The organism is Streptomyces sp. NPDC096193 (assembly GCF_040302905.1).
Lineage (GTDB): Bacteria > Actinomycetota > Actinomycetes > Streptomycetales > Streptomycetaceae > Streptomyces.
Map to the genome: position 1 here is coordinate 13,534 of NZ_JBEOSJ010000039.1, position 24,872 is coordinate 38,405.

At 68.5% G+C, this 24,872-nt stretch carries 18 protein-coding genes and 2 pseudogenes; 6 read left to right on the top strand and 14 right to left on the bottom strand.

Annotated elements, in window-relative coordinates; all coding sequences use genetic code 11:
• Positions 1–257: 257 nt before the first annotated feature.
• A pseudogene (locus ABTX78_RS33780) lies at positions 258–691 on the bottom strand (transposase); the annotation flags it as partial.
• A gap of 398 nt (positions 692–1,089) precedes the next feature.
• On the opposite strand from ABTX78_RS33780, the gene ABTX78_RS33785 reads away from it, so the two are divergent.
• Both ABTX78_RS33785 and ABTX78_RS33790 read left to right on the top strand, forming a co-directional pair.
• Positions 1,090–1,764 carry a GntR family transcriptional regulator gene (locus ABTX78_RS33785; protein ID WP_352210600.1) on the top strand — a complete coding sequence of 225 codons (675 nt, stop codon included), beginning with the start codon at positions 1,090–1,092 and terminating at the stop codon, positions 1,762–1,764.
• A gap of 73 nt (positions 1,765–1,837) precedes the next feature.
• Positions 1,838–4,450, top strand: coding sequence for a DEAD/DEAH box helicase (locus ABTX78_RS33790; RefSeq protein WP_352210601.1), 2,613 nt, complete (start codon positions 1,838–1,840; stop codon positions 4,448–4,450).
• 1,018 nt (positions 4,451–5,468) lie between these two features.
• Here the strand turns inward: ABTX78_RS33790 and ABTX78_RS33800 are convergent.
• From ABTX78_RS33800 to phoU, 8 genes and pseudogenes are all read right to left on the bottom strand, one after another.
• Positions 5,469–6,133, bottom strand: a pseudogene (locus ABTX78_RS33800) (hypothetical protein).
• A gap of 2 nt (positions 6,134–6,135) precedes the next feature.
• The gene (locus ABTX78_RS33805) at positions 6,136–6,594 is read right to left on the bottom strand and encodes a DUF2199 domain-containing protein (RefSeq protein WP_352210621.1); all 459 of its coding nucleotides are present in this window, start codon (positions 6,592–6,594) and stop codon (positions 6,136–6,138) included.
• 318 nt (positions 6,595–6,912) lie between these two features.
• A complete protein-coding gene (locus tag ABTX78_RS33810) occupies positions 6,913–7,308 on the bottom strand; it encodes a hypothetical protein (protein WP_352210602.1) in 396 nt (131 codons plus the stop codon).
• 162 nt (positions 7,309–7,470) lie between these two features.
• Entirely contained in the window at positions 7,471–9,102 is a 1,632-nt protein-coding gene (locus ABTX78_RS33815; protein WP_352210603.1) for a hypothetical protein, read from the bottom strand.
• A gap of 381 nt (positions 9,103–9,483) precedes the next feature.
• Positions 9,484–10,041: a telomere-protecting terminal protein Tpg gene (gene tpg / locus ABTX78_RS33820; protein WP_352210604.1), complete on the bottom strand. Its 558-nt coding sequence runs from the start codon at positions 10,039–10,041 to the stop codon at positions 9,484–9,486.
• Positions 10,042–10,047: 6 nt separating this feature from the next.
• A complete protein-coding gene (gene tap / locus ABTX78_RS33825; protein ID WP_352210605.1) occupies positions 10,048–12,243 on the bottom strand; it encodes a telomere-associated protein Tap in 2,196 nt (731 codons plus the stop codon).
• 205 nt (positions 12,244–12,448) lie between these two features.
• Positions 12,449–13,117: a DUF1707 SHOCT-like domain-containing protein gene (locus ABTX78_RS33830; RefSeq protein ID WP_352210622.1), complete on the bottom strand. Its 669-nt coding sequence runs from the start codon at positions 13,115–13,117 to the stop codon at positions 12,449–12,451.
• A 1,537-nt stretch (positions 13,118–14,654) separates the two neighbouring features.
• Positions 14,655–15,320 (bottom strand): phosphate signaling complex protein PhoU, encoded by a 666-nt coding sequence (gene phoU / locus ABTX78_RS33835; protein WP_352210606.1) that lies wholly within the window; start codon positions 15,318–15,320, stop codon positions 14,655–14,657.
• Between the two features lie 360 nt (positions 15,321–15,680).
• Here phoU and ABTX78_RS36215 point away from each other — a divergent pair, with 360 nt between their 5' ends.
• Entirely contained in the window at positions 15,681–15,806 is a 126-nt protein-coding gene (locus tag ABTX78_RS36215; RefSeq protein WP_502994046.1) for a hypothetical protein, read from the top strand.
• Positions 15,807–16,336: 530 nt separating this feature from the next.
• Here ABTX78_RS36215 and ABTX78_RS33845 read toward each other — a convergent pair.
• The 4 genes from ABTX78_RS33845 to ABTX78_RS33860 all read right to left on the bottom strand — a co-directional run bounded on the left by ABTX78_RS33845 (position 16,337) and on the right by ABTX78_RS33860 (position 21,397).
• Positions 16,337–18,607: an ATP-binding cassette domain-containing protein gene (locus ABTX78_RS33845; protein ID WP_352210607.1), complete on the bottom strand. Its 2,271-nt coding sequence runs from the start codon at positions 18,605–18,607 to the stop codon at positions 16,337–16,339.
• Positions 18,608–18,692: 85 nt separating this feature from the next.
• Positions 18,693–19,460: an ABC transporter permease gene (locus ABTX78_RS33850; RefSeq protein ID WP_352210608.1), complete on the bottom strand. Its 768-nt coding sequence runs from the start codon at positions 19,458–19,460 to the stop codon at positions 18,693–18,695.
• Positions 19,450–20,433 carry an ATP-binding cassette domain-containing protein gene (locus tag ABTX78_RS33855; protein ID WP_352210609.1) on the bottom strand — a complete coding sequence of 328 codons (984 nt, stop codon included), beginning with the start codon at positions 20,431–20,433 and terminating at the stop codon, positions 19,450–19,452. The genes ABTX78_RS33850 and ABTX78_RS33855 overlap by 11 nt, the downstream gene beginning before the upstream one ends.
• A 79-nt stretch (positions 20,434–20,512) precedes the next feature.
• The gene (locus ABTX78_RS33860; RefSeq protein WP_352210610.1) at positions 20,513–21,397 is read right to left on the bottom strand and encodes a siderophore-interacting protein; all 885 of its coding nucleotides are present in this window, start codon (positions 21,395–21,397) and stop codon (positions 20,513–20,515) included.
• A gap of 115 nt (positions 21,398–21,512) precedes the next feature.
• On the opposite strand from ABTX78_RS33860, the gene ABTX78_RS33865 reads away from it, so the two are divergent.
• The 3 genes from ABTX78_RS33865 to ABTX78_RS33875 all read left to right on the top strand — a co-directional run bounded on the left by ABTX78_RS33865 (position 21,513) and on the right by ABTX78_RS33875 (position 23,468).
• Complete coding sequence (locus ABTX78_RS33865; protein ID WP_502994047.1) at positions 21,513–22,355, top strand: TetR/AcrR family transcriptional regulator; 843 nt, start codon at positions 21,513–21,515, stop codon at positions 22,353–22,355.
• Between the two features lie 226 nt (positions 22,356–22,581).
• Positions 22,582–23,229 carry an LmbU family transcriptional regulator gene (locus tag ABTX78_RS33870; protein ID WP_352210612.1) on the top strand — a complete coding sequence of 216 codons (648 nt, stop codon included), beginning with the start codon at positions 22,582–22,584 and terminating at the stop codon, positions 23,227–23,229.
• A gap of 32 nt (positions 23,230–23,261) precedes the next feature.
• On the top strand, positions 23,262–23,468 hold the full coding sequence (locus ABTX78_RS33875) for a ferredoxin (protein ID WP_352210613.1): 207 nt from the start codon (positions 23,262–23,264) through the stop codon (positions 23,466–23,468).
• A gap of 97 nt (positions 23,469–23,565) precedes the next feature.
• Here the strand turns inward: ABTX78_RS33875 and ABTX78_RS33880 are convergent, their stop codons facing one another.
• Positions 23,566–24,858, bottom strand: a complete 1,293-nt coding sequence (locus ABTX78_RS33880) for a cytochrome P450 family protein (protein ID WP_352210614.1) — start codon at positions 24,856–24,858, stop codon at positions 23,566–23,568.
• Between the last annotated feature and the right edge of the window lie 14 nt (positions 24,859–24,872).

The window sequence follows — 24,872 nt, forward strand, 5'->3', positions numbered from 1 at the left end:
GATCGCCTGCGCCCTGCGGTCCCCGCGAATCTGCGGGGGCCGCATTGGTCCAACTGTTCGGCTAGCTTCAGTTGGAACGTACTGCTCACGGGCCAGTAGCACAGGCCAGACCAACCGAGATTCGAGTTCCGCCGCAGGTTCAGCACCGCGCTGACGGCCCGCACGTCTCGGCCAGGCATAAGGAGCCTGGCCGAGGCCAGAGATTGCAATTGCCCTGTACGACCTGTGGGCTATCTCGTGAGGGCGAGGTCGTGAAGTCAGGCGATGCCGAGCATACCCAGATGGACGCCGTCGCCCTAGAGTCGGCAGTTCTGCACGATCTTCCAGTTCTTCAGGCGGGACAGTGCGTGCTCGACGCGGGCGCGTGCTCCGCGGTGAACCTCGTTATCGGCCTCCTGCTCGGCACTCAGGCGCTGTTGGCCTCGCCGTCTGCGGTGCGGGATGAGCGCATCAGTGCCCCGGTAGCCGCCGTCGGCGAAGAGCGGAGCTCCGCGACAGGCCCGGTCAACGCCCAATTCGGTGAACGCCCGGCAGTCATGGCGACCGCCGGGCAGCGGGAGGCCGATGGCAACCACAAGGCGGCAATGGGTGTCGATAACGACCTACAGGTTCGTCGAGTACCTGTAGTTCTTGCTCGATGCGGAGATGCTGCGGTCACGGTAGGTACCAGCGTGCCGTCCACGATGGACACGGGTGGACTTGCCTGCGCCAGACGCGCCGACGATCGCGGTCAATCCGCTGGCAGGCAGCTCGAAGCTCACATCGGACAGGGTCCACGTCGTAGCCGAACGTGACTCCCGCTTCCAGGAGCTGTGCAGGAGGCGATGTCCTCGAGGACGGCGGCGAACCGGTCGGCGTCTGCCCGGGTCTTGGCGGCGTAGGCACGCACGGCGTCGGCGTCGGCGGGCTGCAGGGTTTGCCGGCGGCGGGGGGCGATTGCCTGCTGTTCACTCAGCGGGGGCTCCAGAACGGCGGATTGCGTGTTTCCCACGGTAGGGGCTGGGCGTGGCCGGAAGGCTCCTGAGGGCGGAATCGGACCCAGCACGAGAACCTATCGAGCGATCTAGATTGATTGGATAGCATGGGGGGATGAGTGAGATCCAGGAGAACCCGGCTGAACGGATCGCAGGGGACTTGGCGCTGGCGATCCACCAGGGCCTGATCCGTGGTGGGGAGCGGATGCCGTCGCAGAAGGAGTTGATGGCGGCCTACGGGGTGGCGATGGGGACCGCGGCGGCCGCGCTGGCCAAGGTGCGGGCCGCCGGACTGAGCCGCTCGGAGACCGGGCGCGGGACGTACGCCGTGGACGCGAACAGTGCGCTGCCGCGACCGGTCATGGAGGTCATGGCGGCAGCATCGCTGTGCCGGCAGCTGTCCGCGACCTCGTTCGGCCCGGGAACGGCCGCGCCGACACTGGACCTCGGACCCTCCCCACGGGAGGACGGTATGGCCGGCGACCGAGAGGCGGCACCCGTGCGGCAGGTGGACGTCTCTGCCCTGGTCGGCCTGGACCGGCAGGTCCTGCGGTGGATGAGCGAGGCCCTCCTCGTCTCTGCCCGGCGGATGGTCGCCGCGGGCCACAGCGCAGTGGACGAGCAGTTGCTCGCCGCGGCGCGTGCCCTGCTGCGCGACGGCGGCCGCCGGCCCGAGGGACAGCCGGCCATCACCCAGCACGGCGGCTGCCTCCCGGCCGTGGAGGACGTCGCCGCCCGGATCTGGCCCGAGCGCACCCGGCCTGCCGGTTCCAACTGGCCACCGTTTTGACCGCCCGACCACATTGCGCACAGGACGCCGTCGATAGCCTGGACTCCATCACGGTCAGGGGAGGACATAGCTCGTGATTAAGCTCCGCGAACACCAGGTGGAAGCGAAACGGCGGATTGTCCGGGCCGCCGCAATTTCTGCACGCTCCGCGCCACGCGACCGCGGTGTGCGGGCAACGGTCGTCTCCGCCACCGGCTCAGGCAAGACCTATACCGCTGCCTCCGCCGCGCTGGACCTTCACCGCCGTGGCCGGATCCTGGTCATGGTGCCCACCCTTGAGCTGCTGGTGCAGACCGCCGAGTCGTGGCGCACGGTCGGACACACCGCTCCGATGGTCGCGGTGTGCTCGATCGAGAAGGATGAAGTCCTCGACCGGCTCGGGGTACGAACGACGACGAACCCGATCCAGCTCGCCCTGTGGGCCGGCACCGGGCCGGTCGTCGTGTTCGCCACCTACGCCTCCCTCGTCGACCGCGACGACCCGCACGACCCGTCGGGGCGGGTGAGGGGCCCGCTGGAGACCGCGCTCGCCGGCGGGCCGGGACTGTACGGACAGAAGCTGACCCCCTTCGACCTGGCTATCGTCGACGAGGCGCACGGAACTGCGGGTGACCTGGGCAAGCCGTGGGCCGCCATCCACGACAACGACCGCATTCCGGCGGGCTTTCGCCTGTATCTGACCGCGACGCCCCGGATCCTCGCGCCCGCCCGGCCCGCGCGGGGCACCACGGGTGAAGAGACCGTTCTGGCGACGATGGCGTCGGACCCCGACGGTGTCTTCGGTGAGCGGATCTACGAGCTCGGCCTGGCCGAGGCGGTGGAACGCGGCATCCTGGCACCGTTCGAGATCGACGTCCTCGAGATCGAAGACCCCGACCTGCACGTCGGCCTCTCCGAAGACGCGATGCGTGGCCGCCGCCTGGCCCTGCTGCAAGCGGCTCTGCTGGAGCATGCCGCGAAGCTCAACCTGCGCACCGTGCTCACCTTCCACCAGCAGGTCGAAGAGGCCAAAGCCTTCGCCGCGAACCTGCCCGACACCGCCACCGACCTCCACGACACGCAGGTGTCCGAGCACGCGCTCGCGGAAGCCGACGCCCGCCCCGCATCACCCATCCACGCCGAACCGGCGGAGCTGGAGGATCTGGCTGCGGGCCGGCATGTGCCCGCGGACCGGGTGTGGGCCGACTGGCTGTGCGGAGACCACCCCATCGCCTACCGCCGCGAGATCCTGCGCCAGTTCGCGAACGGCATCAACGCCGATGACAAGCGTGTGCATCGGGCGTTCCTCGCCTCCGTCAAGGTCCTGGGCGAAGGCGTCGACATCGTCGGCGAACGCGGCGTGGAAGCCGTGTGCATCGTCGGCGCTCGCGGGTCGATGGTGCAGATTGTGCAGAACATCGGCCGGGGCCTGCGCCCCAACCCCGACGGCACGGCCAAGACGTGCCGCATCATCGTGCCGGTCTTCCTCTCCCCCGGCGAAGACCCCACGAACATGGTCGCCTCGGCCAGCTTTCAGCCCCTCGTCGACATCCTCCAAGGCCTGCGCTCCCACGACGAACGCCTGGTCGAACAGCTCGCCTCCCGCAACCTCACCCGCCAGACCCGGGAGAAGAAGCACCACGTCACCACCGGCACGGGCGAAGCGGGCAGCGAGGACGAGACCTCAGAGCCGGGGCCGGTGAGCGTGATGATGAACTTCGCCTCCCCACGAGACCCGTCCACGATCGCCGCGTTCGTCCGCACCCGCGTCATCCGCCCCGACGCCACACTCTGGCTGGAGGGCTGGCAGGCCCTGAACACCTGGCGCCATGACAAGGGGATCACAGGCCGGTTCGCGGTACCGTACGAGACGACCATGACCCTCAACGGGGAGCCGTTCAACCTCGGGGCATGGATCAGCGAGCAGCGCCGCAACTACCGCGCAGGCCTCCTCAACGACCACCGCCGCCAGCTGTTGGACGAGGCCGGCATGGTGTGGGAACCCGGCGACGAGGCCTGGGAGACCAAGCTGTCCGCGCTGCGCTCCTACCACCGGGCTCACGGGCATCTGGCCCCGCGGCAGGACGCGATGTGGGAGGACACCGAGAGCGGCGAGAGCGAACTTATCCCCGTCGGCCAGCACATGGCCAACCTCCGCCGCAAAGGCGGCCTCGGCAAGGACACCGCGCGTGCGGAGCGGCGCGCGGCACAGCTGACCGCGATCGACGCGGACTGGAACTGCCCCTGGCCACTGGACTGGCAACGCCACTACAAAGTGCTCGCCGACCTCGTCGACGCCGACGGCGCCCTCCCCGCCATCGAACCGGGTGTCCTCTTCGACGGCGACGACCTCGGCAAATGGATCAACCGGCAAGCCCGCGACTTCACCCACCTGTCGCGCGAGCAGCAGAAGCGCCTCGACCGGCTGGGGATCAAACCCGCGCCGAAGCCCGCGCCGGCCGCCCGGGCCGCCAGGACGCGGCCGTTGTCGGCAGGGTTCCAGCGCGGCCTCACTGCTCTCGCGCAGTACATCGCACGGGAGGGAACCACGACAGTTCGCCGGCCTCACCGCGAGACCATCGTCGTCGACGGCCAGGAACACGAACTCGCCCTCGGCATTTGGTACGCCAACCAAAGACAACGCCGTGACAAACTCTCCGAACCCCAGCAGACCGCCCTCGCCGAGCTGGGTGTGGAATGGGCGTGATCAGGTGCCCAGCCGGTCCGTGACACCAGTCGGGCAGGCGTAGGCCCGCCCGCGAGCGCGAGACCGATCGCGGTCAGGGTCGACCGCAGCCACCCGGTCCGCTGCCCACACCTGCGGGGCCAGACCCGGTATCTGTGCCACGAACGTGCGCCTGTCGGGGTACAACCTCGCCTCCCCAGTTGTGTAGGGATGAACGTCCCCATCTACGGTTCAGGAGTCACAGAGCATTGGAGGATTGGGTAGGAGCTGTGGGACCAGAACGTCGCACCATACGGAGAGGGGCTGGAGGGGGTGGGCAACAGCACGCGGGCAGACCTCGTGCTGGACGTGGTGGCATCGACACTTCCGCTTTTCCAGCCGCCCTTCGACGACTGCTTCCCGGGACCGCACCGCGAGCTGGTCAAGTCCGCACTGAGCCTGCGCGCACAAGCTCCAACGAGCTGGTGGGACGACACCCGGGAAACTTCCTGACTCGCTACGACCTTCTGCCGGATGTCCCCACCAGGCCAGCAGTCGGTCCCTTCCTGATGGCGCTGGTTCGACTCTTCGAAGTGCCTGGCGGCTTCCTGTCGGCCGACGAAACGCTGGAGTGCCTGTCAGCCTGTCCAGCTGCTACGAGGCAATCCTGGTAGCCCAGTTGACTGGGCGAGTCACAGCTGAAGACGAGAAGCAGAACTCAACGTGCCAGCAGGCCATTGCGCTGCAGACGGTCCTCGTCCTGGGAGCACTCGAATGAAGCCGTGCGATCGCCGAGTGTCACCGATCGCAGGGTGGGGCGTATCTTCCGATCCGACGAGGAGATATTCCACGTCGAATCGCCGGCACGGATCAAGCCACGTCGGTGTCTCGGTCGATGGCCATGAGTCGGTTTCTTGAGCCGGTAACTGGGGCCGTTGACGGAGATCACGTCGCGGTGGTGCAGGAGGCGGCCGAGGATGGCTGGCGAGGACTTCGCCACCCACCATCTGTCCCCATTCTCTGGCGGTCTTGTTTGAGGCTCAGATCCGGCACCCGCGCGTCAGTGCCCGTGGAGACCCCAATCGACGAGGCCGCCGTAGATGTGAGCCTCAAGCATTGCGGGGCGTCAAGGCCCACGGCTTCGCCTCGGTACAGGGCGATGAGGGAGTCCTTGCCCCGCCACCAGGTGTCGGTCACACCCTGCACTTCGGGCACCGACTCGTAGCCGCCGAGGTCCAATGACTCGACAGCCTTGCCCGAGATCCTGGTGACGGTCTTGGCCCAGCGACGGGCATGGGCGGCGAGCGCCAAGCACTCCACCCATCCGTCTGTGCTGGCGTGTAGGGGCGTCCAGCAGTAGGCGTCGATCCCGAAGGCCCCGTCGGGGCCGATCATGAATCCGTAGGCCATGGACACCCGGCAGCTCCCCGCCGGGAACGACCAGCCCTCTGCGACTGCCCACTCGGGACAGTCGGCGTCCAGGATGCGCGGGCCGCCCTCGTAGAACGGGGCCGGCGGCAGGGCGAGGCCGCCCCAGCGGTCCTGGAAGGCGGCGGCCCGGTCGATCTCCGCAGCGGGGACCCCATGCCCGATCCACGCGTCGCGGTGTCGCCGGATGTCCTGCCGGCGGACCCGGATGCCGTCCACTTCGACGAACCCCTGGGCTCTGCGGCTCAGGCCGGCGGGCTCGACCTGGATGGGTGATACAGAGTCGTCAGCCGTCACCGCTACTCGCTGTCCCCGGAGTGGAGCACGGCCGCCGCAATCTCGCGCACGCGCTCCAGGGTGATCCCAGTGTGCTGTTCGACGGCGAGGGGGTGGTCGGTGGGCTCGAGCTCGACGAAAGGGCGCTCACCGACCGGGCGTGTGTGGACGTGCGTCTTCAGGTTGAGTGTCGTGGTCGGGTAGACCGTCAGGTCCGTGGTGAGCCAGCCGAAGGAGGGTTTCTCGGCCTCGCGGCCGGGGGTGTCCCACCGATCCGCGGCCCGGGAGAAGTTCTCTCGGCTGAGCGAGACCCAGACGCCCCAGGAGAACACCTCGTCGCGGCCGATGACCGGTATCTCGATCAGACCTTTGACGAAGTAGTGCTGCCCGCGAACCACGCACTGATCCGCGGTGAGCAAGCAGTCGCCGGCACCAGCGAAGGTCGGATCCCACACAGCCGGGGCCTCGGCCGTGTAGTTCATCGGCAGCTCAGGGTGGCGGGCCCCGCAGCAAGTACAGGTGAATCCGAGGTCACTGGTCATGGTGCTGGAGCCTACTGACCGGCTCCCGTAACCGCCTCGGGCGGTTCCCTTTCCGTCGCCTGCTCGGTCGGTGCGATGGCCGGGGTGCCGCTGTGGGCCAACTGTCGCGCTCAGTCACAGTTGTGCCGAGGCTCGGTAGTTGTGGCTCTGTCCATGAGAACGGAGAACGGGCAGCAGATGTTCACGCCTTCGGGAGGCACCAGAGCACACCGAGAATTCGAACGCTGCTTTTCAGAGTCGCACAGGCGGCCTGGACGCTCAGCGGTCGCCCGTGTGCGGGCGCACGGGACGTGGCAGTGGCTGACGCCAGTCGCCCAGCCTCGTGAGGAGAAACTGGCGGGCGAGAGAACGTACGTCGTCCCACGCCGGATCTGTGGCCAGGGCGTTGCCCCAGAGGCCGACGCGGCCAGTGGCGTCGATCTCGCCGAGGCGACGCCCGACGGCCCGAAGATCGCGCAAATTCTTGGGCTCGAAGACTCCGCGCTCTGCAAGGCCTTCGGAGATGCGGCAGAGGAGCTCCACCTCTTCAACCACGTCCTTCGTCTCAAGATCGCGCTCGCCCAGCCAGGCAAGCTGACCCTGGGGGTCGGCTGCCAGGAGGGCCATAAAGCGCAGCGTCCAGGTGCGCAGGCGCGCGTCGCCGAGATGGTTCATACGTGCAGGATCGCACCGATCTTCCGCAAACGTGTTCGATGGCGTGGAGGGCGGCAACGGTCGGCGCGGCGGTTGAAGCGTGACTGCTGCGGTAGCAATCGAACAGTGCCACTTTCCTGCCGCGACCACTGCAAGCCGCTCGGACGCCACGCCTGCAACCTGTTAGCGGTCTGCGGCCCCGAGGGTGAGGCCGGGGTGGAGTTGGCCGCAGGTTTCGTTGGGGTTCGTCTTGTACTGGCTCAGCAGCTTTGGCACCTCTCGGGCTGCCCATGACCGGGTGCTGGCGAGCTGCCGTGGATCCGATACCGCGGCTGCTCGCACCCAGTCGCCGCCGGTGCCCTCTGGGTAGATGCGGACGTAGCCCGCGGCTACCAGCCGAGGGACGGTCAGGCCAGGAGTCGTGACCCAGTGACCGTGGGTGTGAATGAAGGTGGGCCTGAGGGTTTCGAAGACGTGGCGCCGCAGAGCAGGCATGTCTTTGTCGGCGTAAGCCTCAGCGATGGTGGGCTCGGTCAGACCCGCGAGGTCCCTGACGGCGAGGTTGCTCGTCAGGAGAGTGCCTCCAAGGTCCGGGACGAGAACGCTGGCGTTGGTCAGCTTCAGGCGCTGCGCGTACTCGTTGAACACCGCTCCATAGCGGTAGGCCACATGGCACACGGGCAGCGTGGGGTGGGCTTGGAATGAGGCGGCCCGCTCCCGCTGCCCACCCCAGGACACCAGCAACGCCGTACCGACGGTCACACAGGCCACAACCCTGGCGCGCAGTGATCCCCGTTCTACCTGGTCCATAAGCGCGACGCCAACGGTGAGCGATGCCAGAGCCCATACCGGCGTGGCGAACCGGAACATGCGCATCCAGTCCGGATTCAGCACACCGAAGGCAGCGAGGGTAAGCACAAGAGGCACAAGTACGCCCGGCAGTGCCGTCCGTGCAGGCCCGGAGCGCCCAAGGGCCGCTCCGGTCACCAGAGCGCCAGCCAACACTGCTGTCCACCCGGCGAACGACAGGAGAGACCCCGTCCCGGAGAACGACTCCCACGTCGGCGTGTCCTGAGCCTTCGCCAGCGCAGTGTTGGGCACGAGACGGGCGAAGACGGCGTAGCGCCACACGAGGAATGCGGCATATGGCACGACGAAGGCAGCGACGGCACAAGCCGCCGCTCGCGCAGACGGGCGCAGCGTCATCCGGTTTACCCGCAGCAGCACCACCATCGGGTAGGCGGCTGCCAGGACCGCTCCGTCTGGGCGGGTCAGGGCCGCCGCCAACGCCACAAGACCCGTCACCACAGCGGTCCCCGTCGCGGTGAGCCGGTCGTTCAGCAGAGCCCGCGCGAGCACAGCGGCCAGCAGTGTGGCCAGCAGGGCGTACAGCGGATTCTCCAAGCCGGAGAACATCCAGGCTACAAATGACATGTTGACGGTTAGAAAGGCGCTGCAGAACAGCACCACCGCCCAGGAGTTGGTCACCAACTGGCGTGCCACGCATGCAACAGCCATCAGGGTCCCCAGCGCGCACAGGACACCGAGGCCTTTCGGATACAGAACCTGATCCGGCACGCCGAAATAGGTGCGGTGATCAAACAGTCCCAGACGTCTACCGAGAACGAGCAGAGCCAACCAGGCCGGATTGGAGTAGCCCTCGACCGGCGGGGAACCGGCCTGCTGCACCGGCCCGAGACCCTCGTCGATGCTACGGGCGTACGCAAAGGTGATCGCGGCGTCATCGACCACCCAGCGCCCCAGCTGCGAGCCACGTACCGCGATCAGAACCGTGCCCAGCAGAACGGCCGCCATGTCGCGAAGCGAGAGATGCAGGAGCGCGGTGTCACTCGCAATCCATCGCCACACGACCTTTCGATCGGCAGGGTGGACTGTGCGGACGCTGAAAATTGGCAAGGCGCACCCATCACTCAACCCGGGCATATAGGAGAGCAACGGCCGACCGCGCCCGCCAGTTACGCCCAGTACGGCATTGGGGTGAGCGCTGAGGCCGAAGTCACAGGCCAACCCGGGGCTGTGCCGAGCAGGTCGTCGAACTATCTGAATACCGCAGCTGTATTCACAGCTACGTCGCCCCTCGTACGGAGCAGTAACAGTTGAGAAATCCGCCGCAAGCAAGGTATGGGGGAACCCTGAGATCTAGAGGAAATCGTCGGACACTCGCGCGATCTCTATCTAGAGTTCGAACTCGATGTGCTCGACGTCGGTGAAGCGGACTTCTTCCAGGCTGCCCGCGCGGCGGCCGCCGTCTTGGAAGTAGACCTCTTTGAGGGCGTCGGCCGCGATCTCCTGCAATTGCCGTTCGGTGGCGCCTTGTTCCTGGGCGGTGAAGAGGCGGGCGGCGTACTGCGGCGGGAGGGCGACGGTGAGGTGGCGGATGCGGTCCTGGTCGGTGGAGCCGATGGGGGCGGTGTAGCCGAGGCGGGCGCGGAAGTCGATGACGATGCCTTCGCTGGTGGCCGCGGTCTCCTTCGCCTTCTGGCGGATCTGTGGCTGCCAGCGCTTCTTCACCTCCCTCTCTAGCCGCTGGGCGAGGTCGCGGCGGGGCTTTTTGATCTGGTCTTTGACGTAGCGTTCGACGGTGCGCTGGGAGATCCGCAGCATCTGGGCGACCTGCTTGGTGCTCTTGTACTGCTTGACGAGGTAGCGCATCTGCGCGCCGGCGGACTTGGGGATGGGGCGGGTGAACGCCTTCTGCACGGCCTGCTCGAGCCCGTCGCCGAACATGGTCATCGCGGGCTACTCCCCCGTGTCCGTGTGGATGATGCTGCCGTCCTTGATGTAGCGGGCCAGGTTGAGGTCCGCGCCGTGCTCTTCGCGGACTCCTTCGCCCCACAGGACGCTCTGGGTGCCCTCGTGCTTGACCATGCCCGGGGAGACGCCGAGGCGGAATCCGCCCGGCAGCGGCTTGCCTTCCCGGTAGGGCAGGAAGTCGAGCGGGCTGGGCCCGTCGGCTGCGTAGACGGCGCAGTCGGACAGGACCGCGATCGGGTACTGGCCGGTGAAGGCGGCGTGCTTGAGCATTTTGCGGTGCATGTTGGTGCGGGTCTTGGAGATGACCGCGGCGCGGATGTCGGGGCGCCAGGTCGGCCGGGACAGGGCCCGCCACGGCTGCCCGGGCTTCCAGCCCTCACCGCGCGGCCTTTCGCGGAGCTTGCCGATGCCGCCCTTCACCGTCGCCTTGACCGCGGAGACGACGATCGCCATGTGGGGATCGTTGTCGCGGTAGCCGTCCATCGCCGCCAGGAACTCATCCGGGGACAGGTCGGCGGTGACGCCGAGGTCGGCCATCGTGGCGACGTAGGCGTCGCGGAGCCGGTTGTACCAGCCGTCCAGGTAGCGGCCGTTGTCGTACCGGACGTATGCCTCGCTCGGAGCTACGGTGTAGCCGAGCTCGACCGCGTACGCCACCGTCGGCGTCGCGTACCAGGCCGGCCCGTCGGGCCGCTCACCCTTCGGCGTAAACGGCGAGGGCAGCAGATCCGCCTCCAGCTGCACCCATTCCTTGCCGGACTTCACGCGGGACAGGTCGACGTGCGAAAGGTCGACCAGCCAGGACCCGGGCAGCTTCGGATCGAACACCGGATTGGTGACGTGAGTGGGGGCGCCGAGGCCGACGACGGTACCGTTCGCACCCGCGGCGAACGCCATGTTCACGTCGATACCCACCAGATGCCGCTTCGTGCACTCATCATCGGTCAGCGGGCGCGCCCAGTCGTACGCCTCCTCCACCAGCACCTCGCCCGGGCGGCGCTGGTGAAAGCGCGGCAGACCGGCGAGGAGGGGATGCCCGTCCGGGGCCTCACACGGCGCGCAGTCGACCGGATCCTTGCCCAGCGAGCCGGGGTTGTGCTCGCTGTGCCGCTTCCCCGACGCGTCCGGCTCGGACGCGCGAGTCGGCGGATGCAGCGCCGTCATCAACTCCAGGCCGGTCACCGCGGTGGAGCCGCGCGGCGTCATCACCCGCGATGCATACGTGCCCAGCAGCCGGGCGAGATCAGCCGGCGGAAGGTGCGCCGCGTCCAGCCAGTGACGGGCATCCAGCGCGTTCCAGGACGGAATGCACAGCTGCACACACTGCCGCTCCGAGCCCTGCGCCGGACGGTAGATCCGGGCCCACGGCCCGAACCCGCGCTTCGTCAGCTTCCACTCCGCCCGCGCCAACTGCCTGACGACCTTGTGACTCTCCGGAAGCCGACCGGACAGGCGCTCCTCGTCACTGAGCCGGGTCGGGAGGCTGTAGCGCTCCAACGCGGCTTCGGTGAGCACGATCAGCGGGTCGGCGTCCTTCCCCGGCCCTGCCAGCTTCGGCTGCCCGAGACGCGCCTCGGCAAGGGTCCACGCGACCAGTGCCGGCAGTGACGTGGCGGGCACATCCAGGACCAGGCCACCTACGCAGTACGCCAGCGTTTGCCCGTCCTCAACATGGATGACCGCGAGCGGCCCATTCTCGAAGCGCGGGTCAGCGGAGGCCGACGTGGAAGCAGGCGGCTTCGCTGCGGCCTTCCTCACGCCCGGGCGCCCCGACGACTGCCTCCCGCTGCTGTCCGCTGCACGCGGCCGCGGGGCGACGGGAGCCGATGCCGGTGCCGCCTGCTGGTCGACGACAGCAGACGGGGCCGGGCCGGTGAACGCCTCCGGAACTTCGGGCACTTGGGCGGTAGGCGTCTTGTCGGGTTCGGCGGGGAAGCGCGCCGCGAGGCCCTCCAGGAGCCGGGCGTAGGCGGCGCGCTTCGGCGGCCGCGGCTCGGTCCGCCCCGCCTCCCAGTTCCCCACCGCTTCCCTACGAGCCTCCAGCGCCGCGGCGATCTGCGCCTGACTGAGCCCCGCCGCCTCACGCAGCCGCTTACGCTCCGCCGGCGACGGCAAATCATCCTGCGCCACCTGCTCCAACAGCGCATCGACCGCACTGAACAGCTCGTTGTCAGTAGACACTGAGGTCACCTCCGAGCCGCCACCCTACCCTCATCGCATGTCGGATCGCGCAGCAAAACGCACATCAATCGCGCACGATGCGACGCGTCGCACGTGGTTGTAACACTGGCCGTCCACCATCTACCTGATCTGTTGCAGTACAGGCTGAGCGTTTCTCAGCGAAGCTTGAGGGGTGTGGGTCACTGCCGTTTCATAGGCGATGGAGTCAGGCGCCTGGGGAAAGGGACGCGGGCCTGCGCAGCAGCCACTGCATGAACGTCCGACGCCGGGGCCGCACGACTACCTTGCCGTGGGCCTTCTGGCCGACCAGTTCGACTCGCAGCATGGTCGGTGCCTCCGGGGGCGTCCACATGCGGCGGTGCCTGAGCTTGCAGTGGACCAGGGTCAGGCCGTCGACATCGACCTCGATGCCTGGCTTCGTGATCAGCGTCAGGCTTTTCCCTGCCATGGCCACGTCGATCCGAAAGGTGTCCTGCGTGATCACGGCCTCGGTGAGGTCGAGCGTCACGTCGCACCAGGTCACTGCGAGCTCCAGCCGCCGCGGCAGCACCCAGCGGCCCGTCCGCTCGACCGTGCCGCTGAAGACCTGCTCGATCCGGACAACGTCCTTGACCTCTGCAACCTCGGCGGCAGTGCCATCAGCGGCGAAAGAGACGGCTGGCAAGTCGACGGTGAGTACGGCCAGTTCGCTCAGAGTCCGCGCTGACAGGGCAGCTTCCAGGCGCTCGTCCAGTTCGTCCGCGGTCAGCATGCCGTCCCCCGCCGCGATTCGCAGCACATCCACCGTCCGGTCCCGGTCCGCATGAGAGGCTCGCAGTTCGGGCGGTGAGCCGGGGTCAGAGGGCTTTCCGGTGGGTGAAATCTCTCCCGGCATGCTTCCGTCCCGGTCCTGTCGAAGGTCTCCGCGCGACACGGGCAGTGGCGCGAGTGGAACACTAACGCCATATCGCGATACAGATCCCTGCTGAGCCCATCGCGGGCCGCACCGCCGATGTCGGCAGCGAGCCGGCCACCGAACGTTTTGCCATGAACACCGGATTGGAGCCGCCGACGTTTACAAACTCCAGCCGATCGCCGAACGGGCCCGCTCAGTTGCGGTGAACGCCTCCGCGGTCGGTCCGCTCGTCGACATCGTCCCCGGCGCGGACATCAACCACCCGGGTTCGACTGTCGGCCAGCGACAACGCTCAACCTTCGCTTCGAGAGATCACTACCACCCGGCTCGGCCCGATCTCGCTCGGTCTCCCGCTAGAGGGGCGGCCCTCGGCTGAGCCCGGCGGCCAGCAGTTCGTGGACCGCCGCACGGTTGGCACGGGCGCGGTCAGCGAAGCGGTGTCCCCTCGGCCAGGGCGAGCCGTAAGGGTCTTCGAACTTCTGCGGATCGGGGGCAGGCTGGACTGGATCTGGCGCCAGGACCTGTAGGCATCCGCGGTGGTCTGCGACGCACCGCTCCGCAGCCTCGCTCAGGTTGTGCCAAAGATGCCACCTGTCCGCGACCTGCACTGCCTGCGGTGCCGAGACGGCGGCACCTTCGCCGAAGTTTCGCTCCAAGCCGCGAGGCTGGACGCCTCCCGGTCGGGCGGCAGGTCCACTGGACGCCGGCTTTCGACGTCGACCAGGCCAGTCCCGTAGTGACGCCCCTTGCGGGTCGCGTACTCATCGACGCCGAACACCCATGGGGCTGGAACGTCGGGGTCGGGTAACGCTTCGACCAGCCGCAGCACCGTGCTGCGACTTACGGACACCCCAAAGACGCGCGCCAGGCGGGCACCGGCCCGACCGGCGAGCGCGAGCCGACCGCGACCAGCGTCGACCGCAGGCGCTCCGTCGGCCGTATCGACAGGTCAAGCCCGGCAGCCGTTCGGCGACGGCCCGCCGCCCGCACGAGATCACCGGGCAGAGGAACCTGCGGACGCGCAAACCAAAAGGGACCCGTCTGCCTCCGCTGGGCACATCAGCGGACAAGCGCAGGTAGGAGCTGTGAACCCGGCGTGACCAGATCTTGCATCCGGGACAGATGGCCCCGGGCACCGTGCTCCGGCCTCTATGTGTACGGCCTCGTCGTTCACGGTGACGGACAGCACCGTCACGTCGACTGGAACAGTAAGTCCTCCAGCCGGAGCACCATTTCTTCCACGGGCCGAACTATCAGCTACACCGCACCCAGTACGGGCCAGTTCCAGGCAACTTTCCCAGGACTCGACCGCCCGACAACCGTCACTCAGCGTGCAACTTCACGGAAAGTGAGCCAGAACCGTGATCCGTGAACAAAAGCAGCCGTGCAGTAGCGGCGGGTCCAGCTTCGTACGGCCGCGCTGAAGCGGAACGAGGGCCGGCGGCTGACCCGACGCAAGGCCCGGCTCGCCGAACGGCGCGACATCACCCCGTGCCACCCCGCCCAGGCAGCCTGCTCACCCCTCCTCGTCCGCCAGTCCGTCCGCATGCTCGCCCGTGACCAGGAAGACCACGCGACGGGCGACCGACACCGCATGGTCGGCGAACCGCTCGTAATAGCGGCCGATCAGCGTGACGTCGACGGCCGTCTCCACACCGTGCTGCCACCGGTCGTCCATCAAGTGCTGGAAGACCATGCGGTGCAGCTCATCCATCCGGTCGTCGTCCTTCTCCAACTGGAGCGCGGCGTCGACGTCATGAGTGATGAGCACTTCGGCTGCCTGCGCCATCAGACGCTGCGCGAGCTGCCCCATTTCCAAAATGATGCGGCGCAGATCCCGTGGCACCGCATGCTCGGGCGAACGCAACCGAGCCAGCTTAGCCACATGCTGGGCCAGGTCACCGCTGCGCTCCAGGTCCGCGCTCATGCGCAGCGAGGTGACTACGACACGCAGATCCGTGGCCACGGGCTGCTGTCGCGCCAGCACCGCGATCGCCCGGTTCTCCAGATCCCGCTGCAGATCATCCACCTTGTCATCGGCAGAGATCACGCTCTCCGCAAGCTGGAGGTCAGCATCCAGCAGAGCAGTGGTGGCCCGGCCCATGGCGGAACCGACGAGGTGGGCCATCTCCACCAGACCATCCCTGATGGACTCCAGTTCCTCGTGATACGCCACCCGCATCAGGTCCTCACCGCCCAGTCTCGTCTCTACTGACCGCCACACTCGCACACATCCGCGCGAATCGACCGGTGAGATCGACTGGGACGTCTCGGTCGACTCCACCATCGTGCGGGCACATCAGCACGCGGCGGGTGCTCGCACCGAACCGCCGCCGGCCCCCGCGTCAAAGGGGGGCGAAGGGCCGGAACACCAGGACGAAATGCCGTGCCAGAGCCTGGTCGCCCGCTTGGTGAAGGTGGTGCGGGAGGTGAGGGCCTGAGCCGTTCGCGCGGCGGCTTCACCACCAAGCTCCACCTGAGTGCGAACGGCCGCTGCCGCCCTCTGTCCCTGATCGTCACGCCAGGTCAGCGGGCGGGCCGCATGCAGCTCAAGCCGGTGCTCGAGAAGATCCGGGTCCCGAAACTCGGGCCGGGCAGGCCCCGTAAGAAGCCGGACAACGTCGCCGCGGACAAGGCCTACAGCAACGGACCCGCCGCGAATACCTGAGACGGCGCGGCCTGCGGCACACGATCCCGGAGGAGACCGACAGCCAGCCCGCCTGCGCGCTGATCGCGGCCCTCCCAGAGCCCCTGCACGCCCCGGGCGACGCCTGGACCCACCTCGACATCGTCCTGCGCGGCATCCGGGCCTAGCCGGCAACCGCGATCACCATCGACGGATGCCAGGTCGAAGCCATCCCGCCCTGCACTCCGAGCACGGTTGCCGAAGGCGCGCACATCCTCAAATGCTTGCCAGAACCACGTTCACTTGTACGCCGACAAGTGCGCCAGCCGCGTGACCGCCATGCCCCGGACCCGCTCGGGGCCAGAAAGCCTCCTGCGGCTCCAGCCCTGCAGACGGCGAGATCATCGACGCCACGGCGCATCGCCAAGCGACAGGTATCCATCGCAGCTCACAACGACGCGGTGCGAGCGGGTCGGAGGTTGGCCGAGATGGGGATCGAACTTGCACCCGAGGCGCCTCAGCCGGCGCGACGAGCACGCCGGCTCACAACGTTGCCGCCACGGCCCCGATGATCAGACGCGTCCCGCATGCGAGAGGTCCTGCCGGAGGTGTGCGGCGGTGTGGGAGTCGGGGGTCTTCAGAAGATCGGCCGGAGTTCCTTCGAACAGGATTCGTCCGCCGCCGCTGCCCCCTTCGGGGCCGAGGTCGATGATCCAGTCGGCGCTCTTGACGACGTCGAGGTTGTGCTCGATGACGATGACGGTATTGCCCTGGTCTACGAGGCGCTCGATGATGCCGAGGAGGCGGTGGACATCCGACATGTGCAGACCCGTGGTGGGTTCGTCCATGACGTAGACGCTTCCGACGCGGTGCAGGTCGGCCGCAAGCTTGAGGCGCTGGCACTCGCCGCCGGACAGGGTGCTGAGCGGCTGGCCGAGCCGCAGGTAGTCCAGCCCCACCTCGTTCAGGGCGTGCAGGACGGGGCGGAGCTTGGGCTCCGTGAAGAAGTCCGCCGCCTCGGCCGTCGTCATCTCCAGGACGTCGCTGATGGACCTGCCCCGCAGCCGGTGGCCGAGGACGTCCTCGGAGAAGCGGCGGCCCTGGCAGACCTCGCACACTGACTTCAGCGTGTCCATGAACGCCAGGTCGGTGTAGAGGACGCCGAGCCCCTGGCAGTTGGGGCAGGCGCCCTTGGAGTTGGCGCTGAACAGGGAGGCGCTGACCTTGTTGGCGTTGGCGAACAGTTTGCGGATCGGGTCCATCAGGCCGGTGTAGGTGGCGGTGTTGGAGCGCCGGCTGGTGGTCACCGCCGACTGGTCGATGACGATCGCGTCGGGGTGCCGGCTGAGGAACTCGTCGTTGACCAGCGTGCTCTTGCCCGATCCGGCCACGCCGGTGACGACCGTCAGGACGCCGGTGGGGAAGCCGACCGTCACGTTCATCAGGTTGTGGCTCGTCGCGTCGGTGACGGTGAGCGTCCCGGTGGCGCGCCGGGGTTCGGTCTTGAGAGGCAGCCGGTGCTTGAGGTGGCGTCCGGTGAGGGTGTCGGCACGGGTGAGTGCGTCGAAGCTGCCCTCGAAGACCACTTCGCCGCCGAGCGTCCCGGCTTTCGGTCCCAGGTCGACCACGTGGTCCGCGATGGCCATGATGTCGGGGTCGTGCTCGACCACGAGCACGGTGTTGCCCTTGTCCCGCAACGCGATGAGGAGTTCCTTGAGCCGGTGCACGTCCCGGGGGTGCAGGCCGATGCTCGGTTCGTCGAAGACGTACAGCATCTCGGTGAGACTGCTGGACAGGTGCCGGACCATCTTGATCCGCTGGGACTCGCCGCCCGAGAGCGTGCGGGTCTCCCGGTCCAGGCTCAGGTAGCCGAGTCCGATGTCGACCAGGTGGTGCAGACGGGTGGTCAGGTCGTCCAGGACCGGTTTCACCCGGGGCAGGTCCAGCTCCGCCAGGACGAGTGCGAGGTGCTGGGCCTCCATCGCGGTGAGGTCTGCGATGTGGTGGCCGCCGATCCGGGGGGCCAGCGCGGCGGGCGCGAGGCGGGTGCCCTCGCAGTCGGGGCAGGAGGCGGTGCGGGCGAACCGCTGGAACACCCGGCGGCCGCGCTCGGACATGTCCTCCTTCTTGACGTAGAGCCGGGTGAACTTGTCGACGAGGCCTTCGTAGCGGACGTTGAGGGTGTTGCCCTGCCAGACGAGGCGGAGCTTGTCCGGCAGTTCGCCGTGCAGCAGCAGCTGCCATTCCCGCTCGGTGAAGTCGGCCAGCGGCTTGTCGTCGTCGAACAGGCCGGACTCCACGTAGCTCAGCCAGTACCAGCTGTCGGTGGAGAAGTCCGGGTGCAGCAGCGCGCCCTGGTTCAGGGACCTGGTGCGGTCGAGGAACGCGTCGAGGTCGAGGCGGACGGTCGTGCCGAGGCCCTCGCAGGTCGGGCACATGCCCTGGTGGTCGTTGAAGGAGAACACGCTCGGTGGCAGGCCCGCGGGATCACCGGCCCGGGAGAACAGCAGACGCAGCAGCGGGTTGATGTCGGTAACCGTGCCCACGGTGGAGCGCGGGTTGCCGCCCAGGCGTTTCTGGTCGATGACGACGGCCGCGGAGATGTTCTCGATGGCGTCCATGTCCGGCCGCCCGTGGTCGGGCAGGAAGGTCCGGACGAACGCGCTGAAGGTCTCGTTGAGCTGCCGCTGGGCCTCGGCCGCGAGGGTGTCGAACACCAGGGACGACTTGCCCGAGCCGGAGACACCGGTGAAGACGGTCAGTTGCTGTCTCGGGATCTGAAGCGAGACGTTCTTGAGGTTGTTCTCCCTGGCACCGGTCACCTTGATGGCGTCGGTCCTCACATGTGCTCCTTGGTGGTGCGGGTGGGCTCCCCCTCCGGGGGATGTAAGGGGGAGCCCGGTCTCGGGTGGCCTGCGGGCTGTGCCGTCAGGCGTTCTCCTTGCGGAAGGTCCGCGTGCCCCACAGCAGGGCGAGGACGGCCATGACCAGCAGCACGAGGGAGCCGGTCAGCAGCCCCGTGGCGCTCATGTCCCCCCGGAACGCGGCACGTTCGGCGTCGACCACATGGGTCAGGGGGTTGATCCGGGCCAGGTTGTACAGCCAGCCGGGGGCCAGTTGCTCAGAGACCGGCAGCAGCACCCCGGACAGCAGCAGAAGCGGCAGGAGCACGGCGTTCATCAGCGCGGGGAACGCGGCCTCGCTCTTGAGGACCATGGCCAGTGCGTACGATCCCGAGGACAGCGTGATGGCCAGGACCGCGGCGATCGCCAGGCTGAGCAGCAGCCCGGTCAGTGAGGCGTCGAGGTCGAAGACGAGCAGCGTCACCAGCACGATCAGTACGGACTGCGCGGTGGCCTGCACTGCCTGGGCCAGAACCTTGCCGAACAGCAGGGCGGCCCTGCTCGCGGGCGTGCCGCGGAAGCGGTCGACGACGCCGACCCGGTACTCGGTGAGCAGCCCCACCCCGGCGAAGGAGCCGCTGAACAGCGCCGTCTGGACGATGAGGGCCGGGGTGAGGACCTCCCAGGCGCCGCCGGGCGGGAAACCGGGGGTGTGGTCGACCACGGACACCATGAGTGGTCCGAAGAGGAACAGGTACAGCAGCGGCTGCATGATCCCGATGAGCAGCCAGGTCGGGCTGCGCAGCGCGAGCTTCATGTCCCGCACGAAGATCAGTTGGGTGTCACGCAGCATGGGCGGCCTCCCTGGCCTCGGGCGCGGGGTTGCCGTCCCGCAGGGAGTGTCCGGTCAGGCTGAGGAACACGTCGTCGAGGGTGGGCCGATTGACCTTGACGGAGGCCATGGTGATCCCCCGGCCGTCGAGGGCGCGTAGCAGCTCCGGCAGGGCGGCGTCGCCGCGGGGCACCCGGAAGCGCACCGTGTCGCCGTCGACGCTGACCTCGCTCGCTCCGGTCAGCCGCCCGGCGACGTCGGCCGCATCGGCGACCTGGTTGGTCACCTCGATGGTGATCGCGTCGCCGGCGACCCGGGCCTTGAGAGCGTCGGGGGTTCCCTCGGCGACGATCGTGCCGTGGTCGGTGACGAGGATCCGGTCGCACAGCGCGTCGGCCTCGTCGAGGTAGTGGGTGGTGAGGAAGACGGTCGTACCCTGCTCTGAGCGCAGGCGGTGGACGTGGTCCCAGAGGTTGGCCCGGCTCTGCGGATCGAGCCCGGTGGTGGGCTCGTCGAGGAAGACGAGCGTCGGTTCGTGGACCAGTCCGAGCGCGATGTCGAGCCGGCGGCGCTGACCGCCGGAGAGCGTCTTGACGGGGCGCTGGTCCAGGCCGGCGAGGTCGAGTCGCTCGGCGAGCAGGGCCCCGCGCCGTTTGGCCTCGGTGCGGGACAGGCCGTAGAGCCGGGCCTGGAGTTCGATCTCCTCGGCGACCCTGGACTCGGGCCAGGTGGCGCCGCCCTGGTGGACGCAGCCGATCCTGCGCCGGACGCCTTGGGGGTCCGTCAACAGGTCGCAGCCGGCCACGGTGCCGGTTCCGCCGGTGGGGCGCAGCAGGGTCGTGAGCATCCGTAAGGTCGTGGTCTTGCCCGCTCCGTTGGGGCCGAGGAATCCCACCACCTCCCCGGGCGCCACGTCGAAGTCGATGCCTTTGACCGCTTCGACACTTTGGCCGCGCACGGTGAACCGGCGGGCGAGACCTCGTACTGTGATCATGAAATCCTTCTCTCGGCCCGGCAGTCGTCCGGCCGACTCGCGCCGCCCGGCCGGGATGCCGGCTTCGGCGCGCGGCTCGTCAGGACTGGCCATCGGCCGCCGCCTGGTACTCGGCGAGGCGCTCCTGCGCCTCGGCCATGTCCTCGGTGGTCGGGGCGTCGTCCTGGGTGAGCTTGACGCGCCAGTAGCCGCTGAAGTCGATCGCGCGCTTGTCGAGACCCCGGTCGTTGACCAGGTGGCGGCGCATGGTCCGGACGACGCCGGCCTCGCCGGCCAGCCAGGCGAAGGGGCGACCGGGCGGGAACTCGGCGCCGCGGACGGCGTCGATCAGAGCTTCGCTGCGGCCGGCCTGGGTTCCGTCGCGGTGCAGCCAGTGCAGGGTGACGTCGCCCGCCGTCTGGAAGGTCTGCTGCTCGGCGCGGTCGGCGACCTCGATGTAGACCTGGGCGCGGGCTCGCTCAGGCAGGGCCTCCAACAGGGTGCCGATGGCGGGCAGCGCCGTCTCGTCGCCGACGAGCAGCAGCCAGTCGGCGGAGGTGATCGAGTCCGTCAGGGACACCGGTCCGGCATAGAGCGCGGAGGGGCCGACCATGCCGAGCCGGTCGCCGGGGCGGGCGGAACCGGCCCAGGCGCTGGCAGGGCCGCTGTCGCCGTGCAGGACGAAGTCGACCTCGACGGTGTTCGTCCCGGGCAGGCGCCGGCGGAGGGTGAAGCTGCGCATCCAGGGCCGCTCGTCCTCCGGAATGGCCAGAAATGCCTGGTACCAGCCCGTCGCGTCGTCGCTCTGCTCCGGCAGGACGGGCCGCTCCTGGCCGGGCCGGGGGAAGCAGAGCTTGAGCTGCTGGTCCGGGGTCAGGCCGACGGAGTCGTCGAGGTGGTCGGCCTCGAACGTCACGCGGGCCATCCGCGGTGTGATGCGTGTGATGTCGGTGACCTGGATGAACGTGACGGGGAGCTCTGCCATCGAAAACCTTCCACGAACGTACGGGCAGACCGGGGCGGGTGGCCGCCCAGCTGGTATCCTTACAGCGTAAAGAGTTGCGCCGGTGAGGTTACTTTATGCGGTAAGGAGTTGCAAGGTGGTTGTTTTCGCCGGACAGGGCGATGCCCGCCGGTCCATGTCCCTGCTATGGCGATCGACTGAATCCGGGGGGCCCGCTCCCAAACCCGGTCCCAAACCCGGACTCGACGTGGACACGATCGTGGCCGCGGGTGTCGCGGTGGCGGACGAACAGGGAATGGCGGCCCTGTCCATGCGGGCGGTCGGGACCCGGCTCGGGCGGACCGCCATGGCGCTCTACACGTACGTGCCGAGCAAGAGCGAACTGGTCGACCTCATGCACGACTGGGTGCTGGCCGAACTGCCCACGGAGTACGACACCGGCGCGGGGTGGCGGCCGGCGATCACTGCCTGGGCCGACGACGCCTGGGCGTTCTATCTGCGCCACCCCTGGGTGCTCCAGGTCTCGCAGGCCCGCCCCGTACTCGGGCCGAACGAGTACGCGCGGCTGGAAACGGTGGTGCGGATCCTGGGCGGAATCGGCTTGGAGCCCCTGCACGTCAGACGGGTCATCGCAGTGTTCTTCCAGTTCGTGCGGGGTATGGCCCTGGTCGCGACGGAACACCGGCAGGCGGCGCCGGAGACAGGGGTGCCCGACGAGGAGTGGTGGGCGCAGCGGTCCGCACTGATGGCGGAGTTCGCGCCGGACTTCACCGAACATTTCCCCGCCCTCGCGGCCCTGGAGTCGACCGCGAGCCTCGCCGCCATGACCGAGGCGGAGGCGGGCGGCGCCGCGTCACACATGGAGCAGGAGGCGGCGGAGGCGTTCCGGGTGGGCCTGGACCTGATCCTCGACGGCGTCGAGGCGGCGGTGCGAACGGACTCCGACGGCACGCTCCACGCCTCGGCCGGCACCCCCTGACAGGGTCGTGCGGGCCCGGGCGGGCCCGCACGATTCGGCACCTGCCGCACCCCCGAAGCGGTCGGTATCGAAGCCGATTGCACCCCAATCGGCCATCTCCGGCCAGAAATATTCATTGACGGTATCTCAGACGGTGACTACCGTTTTTTGAGCTTGCGCCCTTGATGGCTCGAGGGCGCGATGAATGGTGCGAGATGCATCATGCCCCGATTTCAGGAGAAAGCCGGTGCAGCACATCGCAAAGTACGACCGGAGTGACCGTCAATTACCAGTCGGCCGCCGAGCGACCGAGGCGGCCCGCCCTCGCAGGCCCGGCGAGCAGGAACGAATCTTTACCACCCGGGTCGGCCTCAAGATACCCACCAGCCTCACGTACGACCGATGGGAGAAGGCCGGACAGCACATCTTCCAGATCGCCGACTCCTCCGCCTGGTGCCTGGGCGACTGGCTCGTCTACGGCCAGGACCGCTACGCCGACCGCTACCAGACCGGAGTCCAGTCCGCGGGCCTCGACTACCAGACACTGCGCAACTACGCCTGGGTGGCACGCCACTTCGAGCTCTGGCGTCGGCGCGAGACGCTGAGCTTCGGCCACCACGCCGAGGTCGCCTCCCTGCCGCCGACGGAAGCCGACACCTGGCTCGACCAGGCGGAGCAGCACGGCTGGTCTCGGAACCAGCTCCGACTGCGGCTACGGGAGAGCCGCAGAGGAAACCGGCCGGCCAGACCCGCGCGGGCCAGCCAGCTCCGGATCAGCGCCCCATGTGACCACGTCCAGCGCTGGCGGGAGGCCGCGTCGAGGGGAGACCGGGACTTCGAGGAGTGGGTCCTGCTGACGCTCGACCGTGCCACCGCGCACGAGCTCGGTCATTGAAGCCCCCGCCCGACCACCGGAGACCGCCCCTGATGGAGATCCGCATCGACCACCGCACCTGTATCGGGTCCGGACAGTGCACCCTGACGGCACCCGCCGTCTTCACCCAGGACGATGACGGGTACGCCACGCTCGTGCCCGACGGAGCGCGGACGGCGACCCCGCGGCAGGTCACCCAGGCCGCGCTGGCCTGCCCCGTCCAAGCCATCGCCGTGGGAAACGACCCACCTGACGCCTGACGACGCAACTCCCCCCAGAGCTGAGGGCTCCACGGTGCAGACCGCGGAGCCCTCAGTGCTGCGCACACCTCATAGCCTGAAGAAGGCTGTGCTCACTTCAGGAGCCGAGCCGCAGACGCAACGCGTCCAGCCGCCAACTGCCGGGCAGCCGGGCGCGTTCCCGCTCCGGATCGCCGTCCGCGAGCGCGAGGTCCGGGTAGCGGGTCAGCAGCCGGGCGAGCGCCACCTCGCCCTCCTGCCGGGCCAGCGTCGCGCCCAGGCAGTAGTGGATGCCGTGGCCGAAGCCCACGTGGTTCTCGGCCTGTCCGTCCGGCTGACGTGTCAGGCGCAACCGGTCCGGGTCGGTGTAGTGCCGCGGATCGAAGTTGGCGGAGACCAGAACCGGTTGGACCGCGTCGCCGCGTGCGACACGCGTGCCGGCGATCTCCAGGTCCTCGACGGCGTAGCGCAGTCGGGCCACCTGCACCGAGCCGCACCAGCGCATCAGCTCGTGCACCGCCGTCGGGAGCAGCGCCGGGTTCTCCCTGAGCCGTGCCAGCTGGTCGGGATGGGTGAGCAGGGCCACGGTGCCGTTGCCGATCAGATGCGTGCTCGTCTCGTGGCCGGCCAGCACCAGGGTGAGCACCATGGTGACCATCTCCGTGTCGCTGAGCCGTCCGCCGTCGTCGTCCTGTGCCCGGATCAGCTCGCTCAGCAGATCGTCCCTGAGCGCGGCGCGACGCTGTTCGATCAGTTGGTGGCAGTAGTCGATCATCACGGGAAAGGAGTGCTGGAGGCGTTCGGGCCGCATCGACACAAGGTCCCCGCCCCATTCCCGCCACCGCTCGAGGTCGACCGCGGGGATCCCGACCAGCCGGCAGATCACCGTGATCGATAGGGGGTAGGCGTAGTGCTCCAGCAGATCCACCGTTCCGTCCTGCGCCCGGTGGGGCAGTTCGGCGAGCAGCCGGTCGGCGATCTGTTCGATGGCGGGACGCAGATCGAGGATACGGCGGGCCGTGAACGCCCGGGTCACCAGGCGGCGCAGCCGCGGATGGTCCGGCGGGTCGCTGTCCAGGATGGATCCGAGCAGGTAGACCCGTAAGTGCTCGGGGACCTTGAGCAGTTCCATCATCCCCTCACGCGGATCGACGCCCTGTGCGCCGGGCACGTGGGAAGGGGTGTTGACGAACCGCGGGTCGCGCAGCACGGCGCGGACGTCGTCGTAGCGGGTCACGAACCACACCGGCGTGCCGTCGACGAACCGGCCGCGAACGACCGGGCCCTGCTCGCGCAGCCGGCCGTAACCGCCGAAGGGATCCGCGAGCAGGTCGGGGTCCATCATGTGCGGGCCGGCGGGGCACGCCGCTCCCCCACCGGCCGGCTGGCCGTCCTGGAACGTGGAAGACATGGTCGGCTCCGGTA